At 72.8% G+C, this 16629-nt stretch carries 10 protein-coding genes and 2 pseudogenes; 9 read left to right on the plus strand and 3 right to left on the minus strand.

The features are described 5' to 3' along the window. The first annotated feature begins 137 nt into the window (after window positions 1-137). Both ACWCPN_RS05615 and metG read left to right on the plus strand, forming a co-directional pair. Entirely contained in the window at window positions 138-1979 is a 1842-nt protein-coding gene (locus tag ACWCPN_RS05615) for a VWA domain-containing protein (RefSeq protein WP_451202599.1), read from the plus strand. 139 nt (window positions 1980-2118) lie between these two features. Beyond that, complete coding sequence (metG, locus tag ACWCPN_RS05620) at window positions 2119-3834, plus strand: methionine--tRNA ligase (RefSeq protein WP_451202600.1); 1716 nt, start codon at window positions 2119-2121, stop codon at window positions 3832-3834. A gap of 164 nt (window positions 3835-3998) precedes the next feature. Here metG and ACWCPN_RS05625 read toward each other — a convergent pair. Beyond that, a pseudogene (locus tag ACWCPN_RS05625) lies at window positions 3999-4397 on the minus strand (helix-turn-helix domain-containing protein); the annotation flags it as partial. 463 nt (window positions 4398-4860) lie between these two features. Here ACWCPN_RS05625 and ACWCPN_RS05630 point away from each other — a divergent pair. The 7 genes and pseudogenes from ACWCPN_RS05630 to ACWCPN_RS05660 all read left to right on the plus strand — a co-directional run. Beyond that, window positions 4861-5748: pseudogene (locus ACWCPN_RS05630) on the plus strand (helix-turn-helix domain-containing protein); the annotation flags it as partial. Window positions 5749-5912: 164 nt separating this feature from the next. Beyond that, entirely contained in the window at window positions 5913-6644 is a 732-nt protein-coding gene (locus ACWCPN_RS05635) for a nucleotidyl transferase AbiEii/AbiGii toxin family protein (RefSeq protein WP_451202601.1), read from the plus strand. 121 nt (window positions 6645-6765) lie between these two features. After that, the gene (locus ACWCPN_RS05640) at window positions 6766-9894 is read left to right on the plus strand and encodes an FG-GAP-like repeat-containing protein (RefSeq protein WP_451202602.1); all 3129 of its coding nucleotides are present in this window, start codon (window positions 6766-6768) and stop codon (window positions 9892-9894) included. A 110-nt stretch (window positions 9895-10004) separates the two neighbouring features. Beyond that, window positions 10005-10586 (plus strand): hypothetical protein, encoded by a 582-nt coding sequence (locus ACWCPN_RS05645; protein WP_451202604.1) that lies wholly within the window; start codon window positions 10005-10007, stop codon window positions 10584-10586. A 21-nt stretch (window positions 10587-10607) separates the two neighbouring features. Beyond that, a complete protein-coding gene (locus ACWCPN_RS05650; protein ID WP_451202606.1) occupies window positions 10608-11999 on the plus strand; it encodes a peptidoglycan-binding protein in 1392 nt (463 codons plus the stop codon). Further along, window positions 11996-12742, plus strand: a complete 747-nt coding sequence (locus ACWCPN_RS05655; RefSeq protein ID WP_451202607.1) for an ABC transporter ATP-binding protein — start codon at window positions 11996-11998, stop codon at window positions 12740-12742. The genes ACWCPN_RS05650 and ACWCPN_RS05655 overlap by 4 nt, the downstream gene beginning before the upstream one ends. After that, window positions 12739-13953 (plus strand): ABC transporter permease, encoded by a 1215-nt coding sequence (locus ACWCPN_RS05660; RefSeq protein WP_451202609.1) that lies wholly within the window; start codon window positions 12739-12741, stop codon window positions 13951-13953. The genes ACWCPN_RS05655 and ACWCPN_RS05660 overlap by 4 nt, the downstream gene beginning before the upstream one ends. Before the next feature lie 58 nt (window positions 13954-14011). Here the strand turns inward: ACWCPN_RS05660 and ACWCPN_RS05665 are convergent, their stop codons facing one another. Then, window positions 14012-15628 (minus strand): sensor histidine kinase, encoded by a 1617-nt coding sequence (locus ACWCPN_RS05665; protein ID WP_451202610.1) that lies wholly within the window; start codon window positions 15626-15628, stop codon window positions 14012-14014. Continuing rightward, entirely contained in the window at window positions 15625-16332 is a 708-nt protein-coding gene (locus ACWCPN_RS05670) for a response regulator transcription factor (protein ID WP_199211276.1), read from the minus strand. Before ACWCPN_RS05670 ends, ACWCPN_RS05665 begins: the two co-directional genes overlap by 4 nt. Window positions 16333-16629: the final 297 nt, after the last annotated feature.

Consider the following 16629-nt stretch of genomic DNA (forward strand, 5'->3'; position numbering starts at 1 on the left):
TCGGCTGCCGGCGCCCGTAGCCGACGTCACGCTCCACGGCTCCGCCAGAGACCGAAACGCAACCCAGGGCCGCTAACCTTACGTGTCCGTCCTGGCCAGGGATTAACGGGTACCAACTCACGCAAAGGGTTGCGCACATGGGCATTCTCACTCTCCTGCGGAACGCATTCGGCCGGGGGCGCAAGGCACGCACCGCCGAAGCAGAGGGTGCGGACCGACGTCCGTCGCCGGAAGCGGAGCCGACCACCACCGACCCGGCCCCGGCCCCGACCGCCCAGGTCCCCGAGCCCCGCACGTCGTCCCCCGACGAGCACGACCTGGTCTCCGCGGCCTTCGACAACATCGCGGTCCCCAGGCAGTCCGACCGCTCCCCGGAGCCCGAACTCGTCCTCGACCTGACCCCGGAACCGGAACCGGAACCGGAGGCCGCGGCGACGACCGCCCCCGAGCCGACCGAGGCCAGGACCGAGACGGATCCCGAGTCCAAGTCGAAGCCGAAGACCAAGCCCAAGGCTGAGCCGAAGGCCGCTGCGGAGCCCGTGGCTGAGCCGAAGGCCGCCGCAGAGGCTGACGCGAAGGCGAAGCCCGAGGCCGCCCCGAAGACGGAGCCCGTGGCTGAGCCGAAGGCCGCCGCAGAGGCTGACGCGAAGGCGAAGCCCGACGCTGCCCCGAAGGCGGAGCCCGTGGTTGAGGCGAAGGCCGCCGCTGAGGCTGAGCCCAAGGCTGACGCGAAGGCGAAGGCTGAGCCCGAGCCTGACGTGAAGGCAGAGCCGAAGGCGAAGCCCGAGGCCGCCCCGAAGACGGAGGCCAAGGCGGAGGCTGAGCCCCAGGCTGACGTGAAGGCAGAGCCGAAGGCCAAGCCCGAAGCTGCTCCGAAGACGGAGGCCAAGGCGGAGGCTGAGCCCCAGGCTGACGTGAAGCCCGAGGCCAAGGCGAAGCAGGCCGAGCCCGACGCCAAGGCCGAGGCGAAGCCCGAGGCGAGCGAAGCCAAGCCGGACCCGAGCGCCGAGCCCGCGCCGAAGGCCGAGGCCGAGACGACGACCGCGGCGCCGCCGCAGCCCGAATCGACGCCGGAGCCGGCCGAGGCAGAGGCCGAGGCGAAGCCGCAGGCCACCACCCCCGAGCCGCAGGCCGCCGACGGCGAGGACGCCCCTCAGGGGCCACCCGCACCCGACGCCGAAAGCCGCACGGGTGGTGCGGGTAGGAACAACCCCGCCGAAGGCGAAGCCGAGGCGTCCCCCGAGCCGCAGGCCCCCGAGTCCCAGGCCCCCTCCACCGAGGACGCCCCCGAGCCCGAGGCCCCCTCCGCCGAACCCGCAACCCCTCTCACCAAGATCAAGTCCCGCACCCCCAGCCTCACCACCGCCTACAAGGCGGCCACCACCACCCTCAAGAAGACCGACCTCACCGGCACCCGAGCGAAGCTCTACCTCGTCCTCGACCGCTCCGCGAGCATGCGCCCGTACTACAAGGACGGCTCCGCCCAGGCCCTCGCCGACCAGACCCTCGCCCTCGCCGCCCACCTCGACCCCGAGGCCACGGTCCACGTCGTCCTCTTCTCCACGGAGATCGACGGCACCACCGACCTGACCCTCTCCGAGGGCCACGAGACGAAGATCGACGACGTCCACGCGGGCCTCGGCCGCATGGGCCGCACCAGCTACCACGCCGCCGTGGAAGCCGTACTCGCACACCACGAGAAGAACAACGCACCCGGCACCCCCGTCCTGGTGGTCTTCCAGACGGACGGCGCCCCCGATGCCAAGACCCCGGCGACCCAGGCCCTCACCGAGGCCGCGAAGAACCACCCCGGCGTCTTCTTCTCCTTCGTCGCGTTCGGCGAGCACGACAACAAGGCCTTCGACTACCTGCGCAAACTGAAGACCGACAACACGTCGTTCTTCCACGCCGGCCCCACCCCCCGGGAGCTCACCGACACCGAGCTCTACGAGGGCGTCCTCGCGACCTGGCGCCCGTAACACCTCGTAACGGCACATAACGCACCGGCGCAACCCATGCCGCCCGCTTCTCACCCCGTAAAACGGGAAGCGGGCGGCATACACATGTCGGCTACGATTTCAAGGTTCGCAAAACAACCCGACCTGGGAGCAGCCCCCGATGGCTCGACACCTCATCACCAGCGCCCTTCCGTACATCAACGGGATCAAGCACCTGGGCAACATGGTGGGGTCCATGCTCCCGGCGGACGTGTACTCCCGGTACCTCCGCCAGCGCGGCCACGACGTCCTGTACATCTGCGCCACGGACGAGCACGGCACCCCCGCCGAGCTGGCCGCCAAGGAGCAGGGCCTCGCGGTGGACGAGTTCTGCGCCCTGGCGCACGACGCGCAGAAGGCGGTCTACGACGGCTTCGCGCTGGCCTTCGACTACTTCGGCCGCAGCTCCTCGGCGGAGAACCGGGACATCACCCAGCACTTCGCCCGCAAGCTCAACGAGAACGGCTTCATCGAAGAGCGCGCCATCCGCCAGGTCTACAGCCCTACCGACGGCCGCTTCCTCCCGGACCGCTACGTCGAGGGCACCTGCCCCCACTGCGGCTACGACAAGGCCCGCGGCGACCAGTGCGAGAACTGCACCCGCGTGCTGGACCCGACCGACCTGATCAACCCGCGCTCGGCGATCTCCGGCTCCACGGACCTGGAGGTCCGTGAGACCAAGCACCTCTTCCTGCTGCAGTCGAAGCTGCAGCACGAGGTGGAGCAGTGGGTGGCCCGGCACGAGGACGACTGGCCGCAGCTCGCCTCCTCGATCGCCCGCAAGTGGCTGAACGAGGGCCTGCACGACCGCGCGATCACCCGCGACCTGGACTGGGGCGTCCCCGTCCCCGCGGACACGTGGCCGGAGCTGGCGGCCGAGGGCAAGGTCTTCTACGTCTGGTTCGACGCCCCGATCGAGTACATCGGTGCGACGAAGGAGTGGGCGGACCAGGACCCGGAGAACCGCGACTGGAAGTCGTGGTGGTACGACGTGGACACCGAGGTCCGCTACACCGAGTTCATGGCCAAGGACAACGTCCCCTTCCACACCGTGATGTTCCCGGCCACCGAGCTGGGCGTGCGCGAGCCGTGGAAGAAGGTCGACTTCGTCAAGGCCTTCAACTGGCTGACGTACTACGGCGGCAAGTTCTCCACCTCGCAGAAGCGAGGCGTCTTCACCGACCAGGCACTGGACATCCTGCCCGCCGACTACTGGCGCTACTTCCTGATCGCCAACGCCCCCGAGTCGGACGACTCGTCGTTCACCTGGGAGCACTTCACCGCCACGGTCAACAAGGACCTCGCCGACACCCTCGGCAACTTCGTCAACCGGGTGCTGTCCTTCTCCCGCAAGCGCTTCGGCGACGACGTGCCCGCCGGCGGCGAGCCGGGCGAGGCCGAGGCGAAGCTCGGTGAGGAGATCGCGCGCCTGCTGGCCGAGTACGAGGAGCAGATGGAGGCACTCCAGTTCCGCAAGGCGGCCGCCGCCCTGCGCGCCCTGTGGTCGGCGGGCAACTCCTACCTGGAGGAGAAGGCCCCCTGGCTGGAGATCAAGACGAACAAGGACGGCGCCGCGCTCACCCTGCGCACGGCGATGAACCTGATCCACCTGTACGCGGTGGTCTCCGAGCCCTTCATCCCGGCGACGGCGAAGACGATGCGCGAGGTGTTCTCCCTCGAGAACGACACGGCGACGTGGGCCACGGCGGCCGAGGCGAAGTCCCTCTCCGCCGTCCCCGCCGGAACCCCCTTCACCGTCCCGCCGGTCCTCTTCGCCAAGCTCACGGACGAGGACCTCGAGAACTACAAGGAGCGCTTCGGCGGCGAAGAGGGCTGAGGGGGACGGTCGCTGGGAAAGCGGCCCTCTTCCAGCGCCAGAGGCCCGGAAACAGCACGTTTCCGGGCCCCTGCGCGTGCGCGGGGGCCGCACCCGCCACCTGGAAGCGCGTCACCGCCTGCTCCGATCTGACGACCCTCACCCACTGGATGGACTTGGCCTCCACCGTTGATGCCGTTGCTTTCGTAGACGCCCACCTCAACGGCCTGCGCCTCCAACTTGGCCAGCTCCCGAACCTTCTTCGGATACCGGACCTTCTTCACGTCCTCCCAGGCCGCCGCGACGAGTCCGCCCGCGCCCAGCACCTCGTCGGCCTTGTCCAGGTACTCCTGCCGGGGGATCCGCTTCCCGCCCTCGACCTTGTAGACGAGGTCCTCCCCGTACCCGACCGCCACCGCGAAATCGGCCGCCCGCATCCCCGCCGCCTCCCGCCGCAGCCTCAACTGCCGCCCCACCGTGGTGATGACGGCCACGCCCCACTCGTCGTCCGGATCCACCTCCCACCCCGGCTCGTCCGCCTCCGCCTCGCCCGTGAGCTGCCGCGCCTCACCGTCCGCCGACATCCCGCACCCTCCGTCGTACCGCTGTGCCACCGTGCCGCAACGCCGCTACCCACACGCCCGGTCCAGACAGCCCGGACAACAGCCGACAAGCCCCGGACAGTCACCCTGTGTGTCGGCGATGTCACTGCGACAGTATGGGCGGCGCCCCACTCATCGCTGATCTGACCAGCGGAAACAACGCACGCACCGGAACGCGAGCGCGCGGGTTCCGGTGTCGTCGGCGATCTTCTCCAAGAAACACGAGAGGGAAAGAACCCGCACCAAGCCCCACCCCTCCCGCCCACGGCGCACGATCACTCCCGCGAGTGAACATCACCAACTGAGCTGGATTCGGGACCGGTTGTCTGCCCTACGCTCAGCGCAACGCCGATCAGCACGGCACAACCCCAGAACATGCAACGGCCCCCGCCGGGACGGCAATCCCAGTGCGAGGGCCTGACCACCAAGGAAGACCGACTTCCCGATGGACACCCAAAACAGTAGCGCGCGCCCGCGCGTCCAGTCCCGCAACGGCGGCAAAAACCACCCGCGCCGGGGCACGCGGCGCACGCACGCGAGCGCCCACCCCGGCGGCGTCACCCACGACAACACCCGCCACACCACCCGCTTCACGGTGATCGGCAACCACCTCGCGCAGCACCCCGAGCTGTCGGGGCTGGCCATCGGGCTGGCGGTGCACATCCAGTCGCTCCCCACCGGCGCCCCGGTCGACATCAAGACCCTCGCCGCCCGCTTCCCCGAGGGCACGACCCGGATCGCCGCCGCCCTGCGCGAACTGGAGACCCACGGCTACCTGCGCCGCACCCGCGAACGCACCCCCACCGGCCGCATCGTCACCCGCACCGTCTCCTGCAACCAGCCGGGCCGACAGCGCGACCGCGACGCGTCCGAAGCGACCACGCCCAAGCCTTCGGCCCGCCGCGCCGCCACCACCCCGCAACAGGAACCCGCACGCCGCCGCGCCCTCCCCGCCGTACCGAAGCCCGCGTACGCCTCGCCCGCCCTCCTCCAGTCGGCCACCGAGCTCCTCGCCGGCCTGCGCCGCACGGACCCCCGCCTGCTCCTCTCCGCCACCGACGCGGAACACCTCGCCCCGGGTGTCGCCGCATGGCTGGAGCGGGACCTCGCTCCGACCGCCGTACGCCACGCCCTGACCAGCGACCTGCCACCGGAGCCCCTGCGCCGCCCGGCCGCCCTCCTGGCCCACCGCCTCACCGCCCAGCTCCCACCCCCGCCACCGTTCCGCACCCCCGAACCGCCCGCGCCCGTCCGACACCCTCTCCGCAACTGCGACACCTGCGACCGCGGCTACCGAGGCCTCGACCCGCGCAACTGCCGGCGGTGCGCGTCGGCCGACGTCGGCACCGGTGAGATGACCCTCGCCACGCGGACCGACCGCAGGACCTGGGCGGCGTCCACCGCCGCGCCGCCGGCGCCCGTGTCACAGCGAACCACTGTTCCTCCCGGGCGGGGCACCCCACCACCCCGCCCCCTCTCTGGCAGAGTACGGATGCCGTGACCCCTTCAGACCCCCAGCGGCGACTTCTCGCGGACGTTCCGGCCGCGGGCAGCCCCTACGCGCTCGTGCTCGCCGGCGGCTATGCCCTGCAGGCGCACGGCCTGGTGTCCCGTCCGCATGCCAACGTCGACTTCGCCACCGAGAGTCCCGAGGTCATGGAGCGGATCGTGGCCGCCGTCGATTCGGCCCTGGAGGCGCGCGGACGCCGGGTGCGCGTCGGGGCCGTCACCGCGCTGACCGCGCAGCTCACCGTCACCGATCCGCCGAGCGGGGAGCCCATCGCGCTCGCGCTGCACAAGGAAGCCTTCTGGCAGCCGCCCGAGCTGACGGAGTACGGGCCCGCCCTGTCGCCGGAGGACGCGGTCGGCACGAAGATCCGCGCGCTGTACGACCGGGGAGCGGCCGTCGACCTCGTCGACGCGCGGGGCGCCGCCGCCCGGTTCTCCCTGCCCCGTCTGGAGGAGCTGGGCCGTCGTCACGCCCACGACCCCTTCGACCTGCCCACCCTCCAGTCCCGGCTCACCGGCACGGACTTCTACGCCGACGCCGACTTCCGCCGGTACGGCCTGGACGAACCCCAGGTCCTCGCCCTGCGCGCCTGGGCGCAGCACTGGTCCGACGACATCGCCGAACGGCTGATGGAGGACGGCGCGTACCCGGACGCCGAGGAGGAGGCCGATCCGGACACGGACACCGACACGGACACAGACGCCGACGCCGACACGTGATCCGGGCCGCGTGCCGCCGTTCGACCGGGCCCCTCCCCCTCCACGATCAACAACGGTAAAAGTGCTGGTAAAGTCCGCTCACTTGGCGAGGGCGGGGGCCCTCGCGGGGAGGGAACCTCACGTGGGCAGACACGCCCCGAGACGGCGCGGCGTGGCCGCGGCCGTCTCCTCGTTCGCGGTCGCCGTGGCGGCCGTGTCCGCGGCCGTACTGCCGGAGAACGGCGCTTCCGCCGACCCGGCCGACACGGCACCGGGCACCACCGAGATCACACTGAGCCACCCCGGCTCCTCCGCCTACCCGCGCACCGACCGGCCGCTCGTCGCCGGGCAGAGCGGGTTCCTGCACCGGGCGAGCGGGGTCCCCGGGCTGCTGTGGACGGACTACGCCGACGGCACGACCACGGTCGTGAGCACGAAGGACGGCGCCTACACACCGGTCGGCTCCTGCGCGAACCTGGGCTCGACGACCTGCTCGACGGGCCTGTACGGCTCGGACGCCGACCTGGTCGCGCTGCCGTCGAGCGTGTCGGACAAGATCGTGACCCTGTGGGACCCGAAGACGCGGACCACTTCGTCGTTCACGGCCGCCACCGCGTACCGGGGACTGGCCGGGAAGACCGTCGTCACCGAGCGCGACCTGATCGACCGCGTGGACGGCCAGTGGCGCGCCCGCGCCATCCAGCCTTCCTGGCTGCGCGTCAACTCCGGCGCGATCACCGTCGTGGACGAACACGGCGCCCTGGTCAGGGTGGACTCGAACCTGTACTACCTCGACCTCGACACGGCCGTGGCCACCCAGGCCTTCACCGGTACGGGTGCCCGCCCGGTCACCGTCCAGAGCGAGGACCGCACCGGCTGGTACGACGCCGCCTCCGGCGACCTGCACCTGAAGCAGCGCACCGACCCGGGCGGCGCCGAGCAGGTACTCGACCTGCCGGCCCCCGGCGCCACCCTGGACGGTGCTCCGGTGCTCAGCGGCGACTGGCTGCTGCTGCCCCTGCACACCGGCACCGGGACCAGCGAACTGACCGCCGTGTCCCTCACGGACGGGTCGTCGCGGACCCTGCTGGACAAGGCCGGCGAGTACGCGGTCCACGCCTCCGGCGGCGGCGCCCTCGTCACCGGCGGCACCGGGCCGACCGACTGGTGGGTGCGGCGCGTCGGACAGGGAGAAGACGGCTCGCCGCAGTTGGAGAAGGTGTCCCAGGTCCCGGCCGTCGAGAACGCCAAGACCGGCCTCGCGCTCAGCCGCGGCAGCCTGCGCGTCGCCGAGGACAAGCCGGGCAGCACCTCGGACACCACCACGGTGCGCACCCTGACGACCGACGGCGGCACCGGACTGACCGCGTCCGAGCCGACGGCCGGCGACTCGGTCACCTCCGCGTGCCCGTACCAGGGCGCCGGCTGCTCGATGCTGTGGGGCAACAGCGGCACCGACCCCGAGGACGTCTTCCTCGGCACCTACTACGACGGCGACGAGGGCGGCAGCGGTCTGGAGAACGCGGACCGGCTGGTCGCCATCGGCGACGAATGGTCCAGCGACTACCTGGAGTTCCACACCGCGGGCGGCGCGATCGTCGACGTCTCCGACGGCTACGCGGTCTACAACTCCGGCGGCGCCTCCCCGGCGCAGTACGTCGGTGAGTTCGGGCAGGGCCAGAAGCTGAAGCGCCCGGTACACGCCGCCGCGCTGAACGGCTCCACGCTGTGGAGCGCCACCACCACCGCCGGCAGGCTCACCTCGTACAGCCTCACCGAGGACCGCACCCTCGCCACGGTCACCGTGCCGGGCCTCGGCTGCGTGCCGGAGGAGCTGCAGGCGGCGGGCCGCTGGGTGTACTGGGCCTGCGGCGACGGTTCCGCCGGTGTCTACGACACCAAGGCGGCCGCCTCCCGCGCGGTGACCGGCGGCGACGTGCTGCTCGGCGACGGCTTCACGATCCGTCACGACCACTCCGCCGGCACCCTGGTGCTGACCGCGGCGGCCACCGGCGCCACCCGGGTCGTCGCCGCCGGTGTGCCGGAGTCGGGCCTCGCCGTGGACCGCCGCTTCCGGTGGACCGTGGACGAGTACACGGGCCTGGTCGCCTGGACCGACCTCTACCAGCGCACGCACGTCGCCACCACCGGGGTCACCCCGTCGGCCGTGACGTCCATCGGCACGGAGACCGAGAGCTACGTGGAGCCCGGCTCGACGCCCCACTGGACCCAGGTGAGGCTGTCCCGCCCGGTCACCTCCTGGTCCCTGACCTTCACCTCGGTGCAGAGCGGCGCGACCGCCCGGGGCACTCGTACCTTCACCGGCGGCGCGACCTCGTCCCAGGTGTCGGTGAGCTGGGACGGCAAGACGTCGGGCGGCACCCCGTTCCCCAACGGTGAGTTCCGCTGGGCCCTGAAGGCGACCGGCGTCGGCGCCGCCACCGCGGACAACGTGGCCTCCGGCGAGGGCTTCCTGACCCGCGGATCGGCCGTGCGGCACGACTTCGGCAGCCTGGACGGCCCGGACGGCCGGGGCGATCTGCTCACGCTGAACTCCTCCGGCGGCCTGACCTTCCAGTACGGCACCGGGACCGGCAAGTTCGGCTCCAAGACCACCGGTACGGGCTGGGCCACCACCATCAAGGCCGTCCCCTTCGGCGACCTGAGCGGCGACCGCTGCAACGACGTCCTCGTGCGCTACAGCAGCGGGGCCCTGCGGCTGTACAAGCCGGGCTGCAACGCGGCCGTCAAGCCGTCGACGTCGTACACCACCCTCGCGAGCAGCGGCTGGACCCAGTACGACGTCCTGACCTCGCCCGGTGACGTCAGCGGCGACGGGCGCCCGGACCTGGTCACCCGCAACGCCTCCACCGGCGCCGTCTACCTCTACAAGGGCACCAGCGCCGGCAAGCTGTCGTCCCGCGTGAAGCTGTACGACGACTGGAGGGGCTACAAGAAGATCATCGGCGCGGGCGACCTCGACGGCGACGGTGTCGGCGACCTTCTCGCGCAGGACAAGGCCAACACCCTCTACCGCTACCACGGCAAGGGCGACGGCACCTTCGCGGCCCGCGCCAAGGTGTTCGGCGACTGGGGCGCCTCCTACGACGCCGTGGTGGGCGTCGGTGACATCACCGACGACGGCCAGGTGGACCTCGTCTCCCGGGACACCAGCGGCAACGCCTGGCGCAACAGCGGCGACGGCAAGGGGTCCTTCGGGTCCCGCGTGAAGATCGCCACCGGATGGAGCGGCTACAGGTCCCTGTCCTGACGGAACAGTTCTTGACGGCTTCTTCATAGGTCCTTCATCACCCCGCGTCTACATTCGTCGCCGCCCGGCCCAAACAGGCAGGGCGGCGACGGCGTGAAGGGGACACGGTGATGAGTGCGCGGGGGCGGTTCGGAGCGCGGACCTGGCTGGTCGGGGTGGCGGTGGCGGCCGTGGTGGGCGTCGCCGGCTGCGGCGGTGACGGCGACGACGGCGGCGAGGTCGCCTCGGCCGGCGGCGGCAAGGCGGGCGCGGGCGCCTCCAAGAACGCGTCGAGCGAGCTGACCGAGTACGTCGACGCCCAGCGCAAGTGGGTCGAGTGCCTGCGCGGCGCCGGGCTCGACGCGCCCGACCCCGACGGCCAGGGCAAGGTGGACCTCGGCGACCAGTCCAAGTGGAAGCGCGATCCGAAGGCCCTCAAGGCGCAGGAGAAGTGCGCGGACCTCAGCGTGCCCGTCCCGGAGAGCGTCGAGAAGGCCCAGCAGCCCGAGCTGTCCAAGGCGGAGATCCGGAAGAACCAGAAGTACGCCAAGTGCATGCAGGAGCACGGCGCCGCCGACTTCCCGGACACCGACTCCGGTGGCCACTTCCGCGACGTGACCTGGGACTCCACGTCCGCGGGCGCCAAGCGGGCCACGCGCGAGTGCGGCTCCATCATCGGTGTGCCCACCGACGCGCCCTCGGCCCAGGGCTGACGGGCCGGTGCCGTGGACGTCATGAAGGACGGACACCACGAGCCGGCGGCGGCAGCGGCCGGCCCCGAGGAGCCGGGGGACGCGGGCCGGGGCACCGGCCCGGACCGGGCCGCCGCACGCCGGCGCAACAGGCTCGCCCTCGTCGTGGCCGGCTTCCTCGTCGTGACCGGCGTCAGCGTGGCCGGTGCCCTCGGTCTCGGCGGGGGCGGCGGCCCGGACGACGACGGCCGGGCGCCGGGCCGCAGCAGCCAGGTCGTGCACGTCACCCGGGCGACCCTCACCGACCAGACCGAGGTCGACGGACAGCTCGGCCACGGCCCCCAGGTCCCCTTCCCGGTCAAGGCGAAGGGCACGGTGACCTGGCTGCCCGCCGCCGGCACCACCCTGCGGCGCGGTCAGGCGGTGATGCGGGCGGACGACCGTCCCGTGGTCCTGCTGTACGGCAGCCTGCCGATGTACCGCGACCTGGGCGTCGTCGAGCCGGAGCGCTCGGACACCGCGGGAGCGGGCGACGGCGCGGACGCGGGCGACGGCGGCCCGGCGGGCGGCAAGTCCCCGGCCGGGGCCACCCCGTCCGCCTCGGTCACCCGCCCGGGCGCCGCCGCGGCGGCGCCCCTGAACGGCATGGACGTCAAGCAGTTCGAGAGCAACCTCAGCGCCCTCGGCTACTCGGGGTTCACCGTCGACGAGTCGTACACCGAGCTGACCGCGAACGCCGTCCGGCGCTGGCAGAAGGACCTGGGGCTGCCGCAGACCGGCAGGGTCGGCGCCGGCGACGTCGTGTACGCGCCCGGGCCGGTCCGGGTCGCGGGCACCAGCGCCCGCGTCGGCGACGAGGCGGCCGGCGGTCAGGTCAGTTACACCAGCACCTCCCGCATGGTGACGGTCGGCGCTCCGGCCGCCGACACGGACTGGGCGCGGCGCGGCAGCCAGGTCACCGTGGACCTGCCCGACGGCCGCTCGGTCAAGGGCACCGTCGCCAGCCTGGGCTCGGACGCCTCCTCGGCGTCCGGCGGGGGCGGTGACGGCGCGGGGGACGGCGGAGGCGACGGCGGTGGCACGGACGGGGGTTCCGGCGGCGGTGCGGACGGCAAGTCCGCGACGGTCTCCGTCGTGATCACCTTCGACGACCAGGGCTCCCTGGGCCGGATGCAGAGCGGACCGGTCACCGTCCGCTACACGCGGAAGCAGCGCGAGGACGTCCTCACGGTGCCGGTCGCCGCGCTGGCCGCGCTCGCCGAGGGCGGATACGGCCTGGAGCTCGCCGACGACGGCACCCAGGACGGCGCGGGCGGGGACGCGGGTGGTCCGGGGCGCTTCGTCCCCGTGCGGACGGGGCTGTTCGCCGGCGGCAAGGTCGAGGTCAGCGGTCCCGGCGTACATGAGGGCATGAAGGTGAGGATCCCCAGGTGACCCCGGAGGAAGCCGAGTACGCCGCTGCCGTCGGTCCCGTGGTCGAGTTCGCGGGCGTCTGCAAGACGTACGCCGGGGGCGTCAGGGCCGTGGCGGACGTCGACCTGACCATCCGGCCCGGTGAACTCGCCTGCGTCGTCGGCCCGTCCGGCTCGGGCAAGTCGACCATGCTGCATCTGATGGGCACCCTCGACAGGCCGTCCGCCGGGCGCATCGTCATCGACGGGTACGAGGTCGCCGGCCTCTCCGACCGGGAGCTGTCCGCGCTGCGCGCGCAGCGCGTCGGGTTCGTGTTCCAGCAGTTCCACCTCGCGGTCGGGGTGCCCGTGCTCGACACGGTCGCCGACGGCCTGCTGTACACCGGGGTGCCGCTGCGGGAGCGCCGGCGCCGGGCCGCGCGGGCGCTGGCCCGCGTCGGGCTCGACCACCGGCTCGGCCACCTCCCGCACCAGCTCTCCGGCGGCGAGCGGCAGCGGGCCGCGGTGGCCCGCGCGGTGATCGGGGAACCGGCGCTGCTGCTCGCCGACGAGCCCACCGGCAACCTGGACTCGGCCTCCGGGGCCGCGGTGCTGGCCCTGCTGCGGGAGCTGCACACGGCCGGCACCACGGTCGTCGTCATCACGCACGACCGGGAGATGGCGGAGGTGTTCGACCGCAGGGTGGAGATGAGGGACGGACGCGTCGTGGCCGACAGCGGCAGCGGCCCGCGCCCGGCCACGGCCGACCTGGGAGACCGGCGGTGAGGCCGGGCACCACGGGCGGCGGGACGCTCCGGCCGGCCCGGCTGCGGCCCGCCGACTTCCTGCGGCTCGGCGGCACCGGACTGCGCACCCGGCCGCTGCGCGTCTTCCTGTCCGCGCTGGGGATCGCGATCGGGGTGGCCGCGATGGTCGCCGTGGTCGGCATCTCGTCCTCCAGCCGGGCGGAGGTGGACCGCCGGCTGGACGCGCTGGGCACCAACATGCTGCGGGTCGCCCCCGGGCGGACACCGGACGGCACGGCGACCCGGCTGCCCCAGGAGGCGGTGCCGATGATCCGGCGGATCGGGCCGGTGGACCAGGTCGCGGCGACCGGTGAGGTCGAGGACGCGGCGGTCTACCGCAACGAGCACATCCCGGTGGGGCGCACCGGCAGTGTGGAGGTGGCCGCGGCCGGGGCGGGGCTGCTGCCCGCGGTCGGCGGTGAGGTGCGGGTCGGGCGGTGGCTGACGGAGGCGACCGAGGAGTACCCCGCGGTGGTGCTCGGCGCGCAGGCCGCCCGCCGGCTCGACGTCTACACGCCCGGCACCCGGCTCTGGCTCGGCGGTACCTGGTTCTCCCTGGTCGGTGTCCTGGAACCGGTGCCGCTCGCCCCGGAGATCGACGGCTCGGCGCTGGTCGGCTGGCAGGCGGCCCGGACGTACCTGGGCTTCGACGGCCATCCGTCGACGGTGTACGTACGGGCCCGTGACGACCGCGTGTCCCAGGTACGGGCGGTGCTCGCGGCGACGGCCAACCCGGAGAAGCCGAACGCCGTGCTGGTCTCCCGGCCGTCCGACGCGCTGGCCGCCCGGGAGGCCACCGAGTCGACGCTGACCGGGCTGCTGCTCGGCCTCGGTTCGGTGGCCCTGCTGGTGGGCGGGGTCGGGGTGGGAAACACCATGGTGATCTCGGTGCTGGAGCGCCGCCCGGAGATCGGCCTGCGCCGCGCGCTGGGCGCCACGAGCGGGCAGATCCGGGGCCAGTTCGTCTCGGAGTCGCTGCTGCTGTCGGCGCTGGGCGGCCTCGGCGGCACGGTGCTGGGCACGGCGATCACGGCGGTCTTCGCGTCGGTGCGGGGCTGGCCGACCCAGGTCCCGGTCTGGGCGACGGCCGCGGGCGTCGCCGTCACCCTGCTCATCGGAGCTCTGGCGGGCCTCTACCCGGCGGTCCGGGCGGGCCGCCTGACCCCCACGGAGGCGTTGGCGGGGCCGTGAGCGCGAGGGACCGGCGGCCGCCTGCCGGGGACCGGCCGCCGGTCCCTCGCCGCCTCGCTCACCCCACCGCCCCCAGGGTCACCGTGAACGTGGTGCCGGTGCCCGGGCGGCTCGTGACCTCGATCGTGCCCTCGTGGTCGGTGACGATCTGGCGGGCGATGGCGAGGCCGAGGCCGCTGCCTCCCGTGGTGCGGCCGCGTGCGGGGTCCGCGCGCCAGAAGCGGTCGAAGAGGTGGGGCAGTTGCCCGGCGGGGATGCCCTTGCCCGTGTCCCGCACGACAAGCACCGCCGTGCCGCCCCGGCGCTCGGCGCCGAGGGTCACCGTCCCGCCGGGCGCGGTGGCCCGCAGCGCGTTGCCGACCAGGTTGCCGACCACCTGCCGCAGCCTGTCGGCGTCGGCGTGGACCCGCACCGGCCGGGGCGCCGCGGTCCGCAGCGTCACGCCGGCCGCCTCCGCCTGGGCCAGATGGGCGGTGCGGCTGGTCTCCAGCAGGTCACCGAGGTCCACGACGGCCCGGTGGTAGGTGAGCGCCCCCGCCTCGGCCAGCGCCAGGTCCTGGAGGTCGTCGACGATCCGCTGCTGCAGCAGCGCCTCCTCGTGCAGGGAGTCCAGCAGTTCGGGCGTCGGTTCGACCACCCCGTCCCGCAGCGCCTCCAGGTAGCCGCGCACGTTGGCGAGCGGGGTGCGCAGTTCGTGCGCGATGTCGGCGGTGAGCCGGCGCTGACGTTCCTCCGCGGTCTGCAGCGAGTGGGCCATGCGGTTGAACGCCCGGCCCAGCTCGGCCATCTCGTCGCGTCCGGAGACCGGCACCCTCCGTTCCAGTTCACCCTCGCCGAGGTCTCGGGCGGCCGAGGTCAGCGCCCGCACGGGCCGCAGCACCGCCCGGCTGAGCAGCAGCGCGCCGAGCACCGCGACCAGGGCGACGCCGGAGGCGACCGCCACGGTGGGCGCGGCGGCCAGACCGGCCGGTGCCTCGCCCCGGAAGCCGAGCCCCACCTGGAGGCGCGGTGGGGCGAGGGTGGCGGTCCGTTCGTTGAAGACGCGTTGCAGACAGGCGGTGAAGCGCTGTTCGCCGGAGCAGCGGGAGACGGCCGCGTGGTCCGCCCCGGCCCGGGGGTCGGCGCCGGGGTCGGGCTGGACGCACTGGGCCTGGTCCTCGTCGGCGCTGATCCGGGGGATGCCGGTGCGGCCGGTCCGGGCGGTGACCTGCGCGCCGGCCCTGGTCAGGCAGGTGGCGTAGGTGACGGCGGAGCGGTAGTCGGCGATCGCGGCCACCGTCCGTTTCACCGAGGCGAGCGGTACCGAGGTCTCCGGCAGCCGCAGCCGGGGCCTGGGGTCGACGAGGACGGGCGGCTGTCCGCCGGGCGGGCGCGGGGTGCGGCCGGCCAGGGTGTCGGAGTCGGCGAGCAGGACGTCCGTCTCGGTGCCGACCCGTATCCGCTGACCGGTGTCGGCCGCCAGTCTCCGCACGGTCGGGGCCACGCCGTCCCAGGTGCCGTGCCGGTAGCCGTACGCCTGGAGGACGTCGGTGATCCGGGCCACGTCCTGGCGTCCGGCGGTCACCGAGTCCCTTGCCTGGCTCGCTGCCTGACGTAACGTCAGCCATGCGGTGGCACCCGTGGCGGTCAGCGCGATGAGGGCCAGCAGGGCCAGCACCCGCAGCCGGAAGCTCATCGCGTCCCGCCGTCCGGCCCGGGCGTCGCCAGGCGGTAGCCGCGTCCGTACACCGTCTCCACGTACCGGGCCCCGTCCCGGCCCCGCTCCAGCTTCCGCCGCAGGTTCATCACGTGCGCGTCCACGGTGCGCTCCAGCACGTTCTGGTCGAACCCGAAGACCCGGTCGATGATCTGGGCCCGGGTGAAGGCCCGCCCCGGCTCCCCCGCGAGCACGGCCAGGATCGCGAACTCCTTGCCCGTGAGCGGCACAGGTCCGCCGGACACCCGGACCTCGAAGCGGGCGGTGTCGATCTCCAGGTCGCCGACCGTGAGCAGGGCCGGCCGTTCGCCCTCGGCGCCCCGGGCCCGGCGCAGCAGCGCCCTCACCCGGGCGGTCAGTTCACGCGGGCTGTACGGCTTGGTCATGTAGTCGTCGGCCCCGAGGTCCAGGCCGAGCAGCAGGTCCTCCTCGGTGCTGCGGGCGGTCAGCAGCAGGATCGGCACCCGGGACTCCATGCGCAGGATGCGGCAGACGTCGAGTCCGTCGACGTTCGGCATCATCACGTCGAGGACGATCAGGTCCGGCCGGGAGGCGCGGGCGCGGTCGATCGCGGAGCGTCCGTCGGCCACGAGCTGGACGTCGTGACCCTCCCGTTCCAGGTAGATACGGATGAGTTGCGCCTGTTTCACGTCGTCCTCGGCCACCAGTATGCGAGCGGGCAACGCGACTCCTTCGCCTGGGATTTCACACCGTACCGGATTGCACCCGCGCTGCTCAGGGGCGGATACGGAGCATTCTCATCCGCCGCCGGCCGGTAATAGGAATTCCGGAATCCGCGGATCCATGGACAGGCGGGCGAATATTTCGAGCCGAACGGCCACCCCGCCCAGGGTTGTACGCATGTCACACAACAGCACAGGAATGGCCTATTCCCCCAACATTCCTTTTCGGTCGCACATCGAACAGAAACGGACATCCCTTATCGGAAGCATTTCTTCAGTCCGTCCGGCATCGAATCG

This window comes from Streptomyces sp. NPDC002386 (assembly GCF_053593175.1).